General features: G+C 64.5%; 8 protein-coding genes, 1 pseudogene and 1 riboswitch. All 9 genes and pseudogenes read right to left on the minus strand.

Features of this window, described 5'->3' with window-relative positions:
* Positions 1-367 (minus strand): TonB-dependent receptor (locus tag VOI29_RS20370; RefSeq protein WP_323783031.1); only part of this gene is annotated, 367 nt, incomplete at its 3' end.
* A gap of 155 nt (positions 368-522) precedes the next feature.
* Positions 523-732: riboswitch (cobalamin riboswitch) on the minus strand.
* 405 nt (positions 733-1,137) lie between these two features.
* Complete coding sequence (locus VOI29_RS20375; RefSeq protein ID WP_323783035.1) at positions 1,138-1,761, minus strand: TetR family transcriptional regulator C-terminal domain-containing protein; 624 nt, start codon at positions 1,759-1,761, stop codon at positions 1,138-1,140.
* Positions 1,762-1,931: 170 nt separating this feature from the next.
* Entirely contained in the window at positions 1,932-2,972 is a 1,041-nt protein-coding gene (locus tag VOI29_RS20380) for a TIGR03842 family LLM class F420-dependent oxidoreductase (RefSeq protein ID WP_323783038.1), read from the minus strand.
* A 25-nt stretch (positions 2,973-2,997) separates the two neighbouring features.
* Positions 2,998-3,666, minus strand: coding sequence for an NADPH-dependent F420 reductase (npdG, locus tag VOI29_RS20385; RefSeq protein ID WP_323783041.1), 669 nt, complete (start codon positions 3,664-3,666; stop codon positions 2,998-3,000).
* Positions 3,663-4,436, minus strand: coding sequence for a coenzyme F420-0:L-glutamate ligase (gene cofE, locus VOI29_RS20390; protein ID WP_323783044.1), 774 nt, complete (start codon positions 4,434-4,436; stop codon positions 3,663-3,665). Before cofE ends, npdG begins: the two co-directional genes overlap by 4 nt.
* Positions 4,433-5,092 carry a 2-phospho-L-lactate guanylyltransferase gene (gene cofC / locus VOI29_RS20395; RefSeq protein ID WP_323783047.1) on the minus strand — a complete coding sequence of 220 codons (660 nt, stop codon included), beginning with the start codon at positions 5,090-5,092 and terminating at the stop codon, positions 4,433-4,435. The genes cofE and cofC overlap by 4 nt, the downstream gene beginning before the upstream one ends.
* Positions 5,089-6,057, minus strand: a complete 969-nt coding sequence (gene cofD, locus VOI29_RS20400) for a 2-phospho-L-lactate transferase (protein WP_323783050.1) — start codon at positions 6,055-6,057, stop codon at positions 5,089-5,091. Before cofD ends, cofC begins: the two co-directional genes overlap by 4 nt.
* Positions 6,054-7,337, minus strand: coding sequence for a 5-amino-6-(D-ribitylamino)uracil--L-tyrosine 4-hydroxyphenyl transferase CofH (gene cofH, locus VOI29_RS20405; protein WP_323783053.1), 1,284 nt, complete (start codon positions 7,335-7,337; stop codon positions 6,054-6,056). The genes cofD and cofH overlap by 4 nt, the downstream gene beginning before the upstream one ends.
* Positions 7,334-7,628, minus strand: a pseudogene (locus VOI29_RS20410) (7,8-didemethyl-8-hydroxy-5-deazariboflavin synthase subunit CofG); the annotation flags it as partial. The pseudogene VOI29_RS20410 and the gene cofH, both read right to left, overlap by 4 nt.

Genomic DNA, 7,628 nt, shown 5'->3' on the forward strand with positions numbered 1-7,628 from the left:
TGGCGGTGTCCAGCCCGGAGAGGATGTATTCGCTGTCGCCGCCGGAAGCCTCGACGCCGTCAATCAGGATCAGCGTGTGGTTGGCTTCGGCGCCGCGGATGCGGACCTGGGTGAAGCTGTCGCCGGAGCCGCTCACCATCAGGCCGGGAACCGAGCGCAGCGCGTCCTGAACGGTGGTGATGCCGCGGTCTTCGATCTCCTCGCTGGTCAGCACCGAGGCAGAGCGGCCGTATTTCTGGGCCTCGACCGGAGTAAAGCCGCCGGAGACGATGATTTCGCCCAGATCGGTGACATCCGAATCCTGGGCGGTTGCGATTGCGGGGGTGGCGGCCAGGGCCGCGGCCAGGGACAAGCTTGCCTTGCGCATATTCCATTCCTCCCGGCCCGCGCAACAAGCGCAGGCCAAGTGACTGCCCAAGCGGGCAGTGTATTCGGGTCGGGTCTTTGAAAGGCCTTGCCTCCGCAGACGGTGAAAACTGCCACCACTACGGAAATCCGTTATCTACGGCGCGCCCCGCACCGGGATAGGGTGATCATCCTGGCAGGTCTCCTGACTCGCGGGTCGAGGCTTTGCCGCGCCTTCCCGCCCCTCGGGGCAGTGGCATTTCGCAGCATTGCTCTCCGCTCACAGTTGCGGGGGCAGTCACGGATTCGGCGCCTGTTGGCTACACCTCACCGTGTTCCCTTTTACCCGGGTGGTCTCCCAGCCGGACCAGAATAGCCGGGACTTAGGCAAACCGGATTTGTTCTGTCAAGCGGGAAAGTCTGGCTTTGCGGCTTGGCGGCGGTTCCAAATTGGCTTCATGGCAAGCAATTGATTCCGTTAAGCCGTTATAACGAAAGGCTGCTTCGGGAATGGGAGGGTGAAAGCCAAGCTGAACCGAAGGAAGACCCCGATGACCAAACCTATGATGGACCTGGGAGAGCTTTACGAGAGTGAGGGGCGGGCGCGCCAGCGGTTCGAACGCCGCCCGGCTGCCAAGGCGAGCTCGCAGCACATCGAATACTTCGGTCTGCCCGCTCCTGCCGTCCGGCCGTCACCCCGGTTGTCCGGGCGGGGCAGCTGCGTCCCGCCGGCCTTTCGGCGCAGGCACGGATTTCGGCAAGCCCGCCGGGACAAGAAACGGCGCTGGCAGGTCAGACTGTGAGCAGCTTTCTATACATCTCCAGCAGAAATACTTCGGCTTCGGCGTAACGGTCTTCCGCTTTCGCTGGGGCGATCTCTTCGATTTGAACGTCGAAATCGGCATAATGCTGTGTGGTCGCCCAAATCGAAAACAGAAGGTGATGCGGGTCGACGGCCGCAATTTTCCCGTCTTGCATCCAGTCTTCAAGCATCACGACCTTGGCGTTGAACAGGTCTTTCAACGGTCCGAAAATCTCGCTGCGGGATCGCGGCAGGCCACTCAGGACCTCATTTGCGAAGAACTTGCTTTCCTTGGGGAAACTCCGCGACATCTCCAACTTGCGCCGGATGTACTCGCAGATTTCGTCAATCGGCTCGCCGCGCGGGCTGAGCATGTTCAATGGCGCCATCCACAACTGAAGCGTACGGGCCAGAAGTTCCCGGCGGATCGCATCCTTGCTTTCAAAGTAATACAGCAAGTTGGGCGTGGTCAGCCCGGCGGTCTTGGCAATCAGATTGATCGACGCGCCTGACGAACCGTGCCGGGAGAAGACCTCTAGCGCGGCTGCCATGATCTGCTCTGTCTTTTGCAGTTGAATTTTTGTTTTTGGTTTTTCTGCCGACATGCGTGCCATACGAAAATTGCCACTTCGTTCTAATATGAATTGGCGCCGTCATGTCATAATTCGAAGGCTAAGGCCAGCAGGCGCGGGCGGAGGCTTCAATCCGGGAAGCCGCGCGTATCAAAGCGCCGGCGGACAGAGAGGACTGTCCGCCGGCAGGTTATGACGTCAAGGAAGACAGGTCAGGACGCAGCCAGCATCGGGGATGAGGCGCCAGCCTGTTCCCTGAATGCCGGGATGATCTTGTCACCGTAATCGGCGATGATCTTTTCCTCGTCACCGCTGTCCAGGTAGATGTTGAACTGGGTGGTGCCGGCCGCCTCAAGGTCGCGGATCTTGGCGATATGCTCGTCCGGGGTGCCCAGTACGCAGAAGCTCTTGATGATGTCCTCGGTGATGAAATCGAGATAGGGGTTATCGCTCTGGCCGTGTTTGGAGTAGTCATAGCCTTTGCGGTTCTTGATGTAATCGGTCAGGCTGGTGGGTACCTGATCGCCGTCGGTGCCGTATTTCTCGACGATGTCAGCGACGTGGTTGCCGACCATGGCGGGGAACCATTTCACCTTTTCGATCGCCTCGTCGATCGGTCCAGTGTGGGCGGGGGCGGCAGCCATCACCTTGTAGTTCGACATGTCGAGCCCGGCCTCGGTGCCGGCGTTCTTGGCCTGGTCTGCCAGCCACTTGATGATCTTCGGTTCCGCAATCTGCAGAACGACGCCATCGCCGACCCGGCCCGCCGAAGCCAGCGCCTTGGGCCCGTAGGCACCGATCCAGACCGGCAGCTCATAACCGTTGGCCCAGGGGAATTTCACCGGCTCCGGGCATTCGCCGTACTGTACTTCCTCGCCGCGGATCAGCGATTTCACCACATGGGTGAATTCTTCCAGCCGCTTCAGGGTTGACGGCTTTTTGCCCATCACCCGCACCGCGCTGTCGCCGCGGCCGAGGCCGATGTCGAAGCGGCCGCCGGACTGTTTCGCCAGCGAGCCGAACAGCGAGGCCGCGACCGACCACTCGCGCGAGTTCGGGTTGGTCACCAGCGGGCCGAAGCGCATGCTGGTGGTGTGCTCCATGCACATCGCCATCGCCACGAAGCTTTCGCGCCACAGGATGTGGCTGTCGTAGAACCAGCAGTAGGTGAAGCCAGCGTTTTCCGCCTGGCGGACCAATGCGCGGGCGCGGTCGGGTTCAACGAACCCCTTGAAGCAAATTCCGAATTCCATGTGTGTTTTCCTCCTCGTTGGAATTTTAATGTGCGGGGGGGCAGATGCGGATACCGGCGTGGGTAAACGGCACCGCCTTGGAAATGTTCTGCCGGATCAGGATCGGGGTGATTGCCTCGATGCAGCGCGCCGCCTCGGCGTCGCCGGCGTTGTAGCCCTCGACCTCCAGCGCGCGGACCAGTTCGATCACCTTCTTACGGGCAGGCAGGCTGTTGCCGCAGACCAGAATGTCGCAGTTGATCGGCCAGTCCAGGTTGTTCAGCGTGGCGGCGGACACGTTGTGCAGCGCGCCGATCACCGGGATGTCGTCCCCCAGCAGCGCCTGCGCGGCCTCGGTGGCGGAGCCTTCCGGCGGCATCTCGACCTTTTTGGGGTCGCCCTCTTTCAGCGGCACCACGATGTCGACCAGGATCTTGCCGGCCAGATGCGGTTTCAGCGCCTCCAGCGTGGCGTTATGGGCTGAAAACGGCACCGCAAGCACCACCATTTCATCGGCGGCTTTGGTGGCGGCCTCATTGTCCAGCCCTTCGATCTGGGCGGCGTCTGCGGGCAGTTTCTGCATCAGGTCGGCCGCGATGCCGGCACTGCGCGCGCCATCACGCGACCCCAGCGCCACGGCGATCCCGGCGCGGGCAAAGCGCAGCGCCAGACCCTGGCCCTGCGGCCCGGTGCCGCCAATGATTGCGATTTTCATCTGAACATATCCTCCTGTTTTTTTCGTATTATGTCGGCGCCGCGGCTGTCGGTTGGCTGCCAGCCCAGCCCCCGCAGCAGCACCGCCGGTGTTTTTCCGTTCTTGCGCACCACCAGCCCCGAGGCGGCGGCGATCTCATCCGCCAGCGCCGGTTCCGTAACCATCAGCGGCCGTCCCCAGGCGTCCAGGTTGCCCTGCTCCTGAATGGTGGCGGGCACCTTCGACAGGCCGATCGCCACGTTGATCTGGCCCAGCCGCCAGGGGCGGCCGAAGGTGTCGGTCATCACCACGCCGGTCTGCACGCCAAAGCGCTCGGCAAAGCCCTGCTGAATGCGCGCGCAGCTCGCGTCCGGGTCGGCGGGCAGCACCATCGCGGCGTCTTCCTCGCCGAAGTTGGATTCATCCACCGCCGCATTGGCCGAGATGAAGCCCAGCCGGTGTTCGCAGATCATCGTGCCGCTGACCTGATCGGGGCGGCGGAAGGACCGCACCACGCGGGTGCTTTCGCGCAGTACGATCTCGACCTTGCGGGGATCCTTGTTCAGCTCCTCGCCGTATTTGATCGCCTCTTCCGAGGGGGTGACCGTGGACAGCGGGATGATGCAGCCCTCCGCCTTGGAGAACACCTTTTGCGCGATGCACAGGATGTCGCCCTCCTGCGGGAACAGGCCGGCCTGTTCCATGCAATCGCCCAGAATTGCAGCCAGATCGTCGCCGTTCTGGATGTCGGGGATGCCGGGAATGGCGGTGATGGATACGGACAGGCTCATCGGGCACCCTCCTGCATCAGCAGCTGCGGCTGATGGCTCAGCAGGTCGTGCAGATCCTCGGCGGTGTCCACATCAGCCCGCAGGCTGGCCAGTGGCAGCATCACCGGGCACAGCCCTGCGGCCTCGGCCGCCTGACGATGAGCAACCACCGATTTCACGCCATAGGCAAAGCGGAACGGGCAGGGCAGCGGCACCAGCAGCGCGTTGGTGCCCAGATCCGCTGCCGGGCACAGCACCATCTGGCCATTGCCGAGATCATGCACCAGCAGCCGTGCCAGCTCAGCCGGAAGCGGCGCCGCCAGATCGCCGGGCAACACGCAGATTGCACCGTAACCGCGCTGGGCAGCCCAATCCGCCGCTGTTTCCAGCGCCTCCGACAGGCCGCGGCGGTGGCCCTCGTCGATCAGCAAAAGCCCCATGGCCTGCGCCAGCCGGGTGATTTTCGGGCTCGAGGTCACCACCGCGATCTCCACTCCGGCGCCGGGTAGCAGCGCCAGCGCCTCCTTCAGGCGGGTGACGGTTGCGCGGAACAAGGTCAGCGCCAGCGTTGCGCGCCTCTCGGGGCTCAGCGTCGGGTCCAGACGGGTCTTGGCGCGGGCGGGATCCTTCATCGGGATCACCACCAGCCGCTTGCCGTTATCGGCCGCGGCGCTCATGCCACGGCCTCCGCCGCTGTGGCGGCGAGCCCGAGTTCGACCACCTCGCGCGCCAGCCGGGCCTTGTCGGCCTTGTCCCGCATCAGGATATGGGCGCAGATCGGCGCCATGCCGAAGGTGCGGATTTCATCGCCCAGGCCTTCGTCCTGATGGTCGATCACCAGTGTCTGCGCGATACCGGCATAGCGTTCCGCCACGCCCGCCGCATCGGCCCGCTGCCCCAGCGCCGCCATCATCCTATCGGCCGGTCCCTTGACCACCTTGCCCGCGATGAAGGGGCTGACCGCCACCTTGAAGGCAGACGCCGCGCGGACCGCATCCCGGATGCCGGGGGTCTCCAGCAGCGGCGCGATGCTGACCAGCGGGTTGGAGGGCGCGATCACGATCAGGTCCGCCCCGGCAATGGCCGCCAGCGCCTCCGGCGTGGGGCGGGCCTGTTCGATGCCGTCAAAGGCCAGCTCGCGGACCTCCGGCGCGCAGCGTTCGCGCACGAAATACTCCTGAAAGCTCAGCCAGCCCGCATCGGTGCGCACACGGGTCTGCACCCGGTCATCGGTCGGCAGCAGGATCTCTGCCGTAACCCCGAAGGCGCGGGCCACGTCGCGGGCGATCACGCTCGGGCGTTCGCCCTTGAGCCGCCGCATGGTGCGGTGGATGTGCAGGCCAAAGTCGCGGTCGCCCAGCGACATCCAGGTGCCGGCGCCCAGTTTGGTCAGCGTGTCCAGCGCCCGGTGGCTTTCATCCGCCACGCCCCAGCCCTGGTTGCGGTCGATCACACCGGCCAGGCTGTAGGTCAGCGTGTCGATGTCGGGCGACACCCACAGCCCGTGGAATTCGTCGTCATCCGCCACATTGCCGATGACCGACAGCGCCACATCCGGCAGCGCCGCCAGCCCCTCGGCCATCTTGGCACCGCCAACGCCGCCTGCCAGCAGCGTGACCTTATGCTTCACCGCGCCGCTCATTCCGCCGTCTCCAGCGCAGTGCGATCTGGGAACATTTCTAGGAATGCCAGAGGGTTGCTGCCTTGCCGGTCTACCAGCGGCGCCAGCTCCTCGGGGTCGTGGTCATCATAGATGTCGCGGATTTCATAGATCGTGTTGCGGCGTACCGGCACCCGGCCCGCGGCGCGGATGATCTGCGTCAGCTCGCGTGCGGTGATTTCCTGCCCGTGGTCCGACCCGGCCGCGCGGGAAATGCTTTCGTTCATCAGCGTGCCCCCCAGATCGTTGACCCCGCGCGACAGCATCTGCTGCGCGCGGGCCGCGCCCAGCTTGGTCCAGCTCACCTGGATGTTGTCGATCCAGCCATGCAGCATGATGCGCGCCACCGCGTGCATCAGGTCGACCTCCAGCGCGGTGGGGCCGGGGCGCACCTTGTCCGGGTTCTGCGCCCACAGGGGCGATTCGGTATGCACAAAGGACAGCGGCACCAGTTCGGTGAAGCCGCCCGTGTCCTTCTGAATGTCACGCAGCAGGCGGATGTGGGCGGCCCAATGCTCTGGTCCGTCGATGTGGCCGTACATGATGGTAGAGGTGGTCGGGATGCCGACCTCATGCGCGGCGCGGATGATCTCCACCCATTTTTCGGCGCTCAGCTTGTTCTTGGTCAGCTGCAGGCGCACGTCGGTATCCAGGATCTCCGCCGCGGTGCCGGGCATCGACCCCAGCCCGGCCTCTTTCAGATCCGCCAGGAAGTCGTGATAGGACATCTTGGTCTTCGACGCGCCATACCAGATCTCGAACGGCGAGAACGCGTGGATGTGCATGTCCGGCAGGGCTGCCTTGATGGCGCGCACGATGTCCCGGTAGTAGGTGCCCTCCATCTTGGGGTGCAGCCCGCCCTGGATGCACACCTCGGTCGCGCCGCGGTCCCAGGCCTGCTGCGCGCGCTCGACAATCTGTTCCGGCTCCAGCCACTCGGCGTCCTTGTCCTCGCTGCGCTTGGCAAAGCCGCAAAAGCGGCAGCCCATGTAGCAGATGTTGGTGAAGTTGATGTTGCGGTTCACCACAAACGATACGTGGTCGCCATTGGCGCGGCGGCGCAGCTCATCCGCGGTGGCATAGACCGCCTCGGCATCGGCACCGGTGGTGCGGAACAGCTCGGCGCCTTCCGCCTCAGACACCTCGCCGCCTTCCAGTGCCACCTCCAGAATGGAGCGGACCGGGGCAGAGGCTCCGGCGATGGCCGCGGGCAGGGCGGAGGGCGGGGCGGCAAACTTCTCGGCTGGGGGCTGAAGGGTCATGCTGTCTCTCCGATGTGGCGTTGATCGCGGGCCAGCCCGCCGGGTCCGGCCATGCCGGCGGCGCGGGCCAGAATGGCGGGGTTGATGAAGTCCTGCTCGCAAGTCAGGTAGCGGGGATACACGGTCAGCCGCTCGCGCAGCGCGAATCCGGCTTCGGTGCAGGACTGTGCCAGCGCCCGGATCTCCGGCCATTCGTGCTGCGGGTTGATGAAGTCGATGGTGACGGGGGAGATTCCGCCCCAGTCGTTGATGCCCGCTTCCAGATAGGCGATATGGCGGGCGCTCAGATTC

The sequence above is a fragment of the Leisingera sp. genome (assembly GCF_034669605.1).
Classification (GTDB): domain Bacteria; phylum Pseudomonadota; class Alphaproteobacteria; order Rhodobacterales; family Rhodobacteraceae; genus Leisingera.

Coding starts and splice junctions, on each gene's coding strand:
- VOI29_RS20375 (WP_323783035.1), bottom strand. CDS start 1,761: ATGGCACGCATGTCGGCAGAAAAACCAAAAACAAAAATTCAACTGCAA.
- VOI29_RS20380 (WP_323783038.1), bottom strand. CDS start 2,972: ATGGAATTCGGAATTTGCTTCAAGGGGTTCGTTGAACCCGACCGCGCC.
- npdG (WP_323783041.1), bottom strand. CDS start 3,666: ATGAAAATCGCAATCATTGGCGGCACCGGGCCGCAGGGCCAGGGTCTG.
- cofE (WP_323783044.1), bottom strand. CDS start 4,436: ATGAGCCTGTCCGTATCCATCACCGCCATTCCCGGCATCCCCGACATC.
- cofC (WP_323783047.1), bottom strand. CDS start 5,092: ATGAGCGCCGCGGCCGATAACGGCAAGCGGCTGGTGGTGATCCCGATG.
- cofD (WP_323783050.1), bottom strand. CDS start 6,057: ATGAGCGGCGCGGTGAAGCATAAGGTCACGCTGCTGGCAGGCGGCGTT.
- cofH (WP_323783053.1), bottom strand. CDS start 7,337: ATGACCCTTCAGCCCCCAGCCGAGAAGTTTGCCGCCCCGCCCTCCGCC.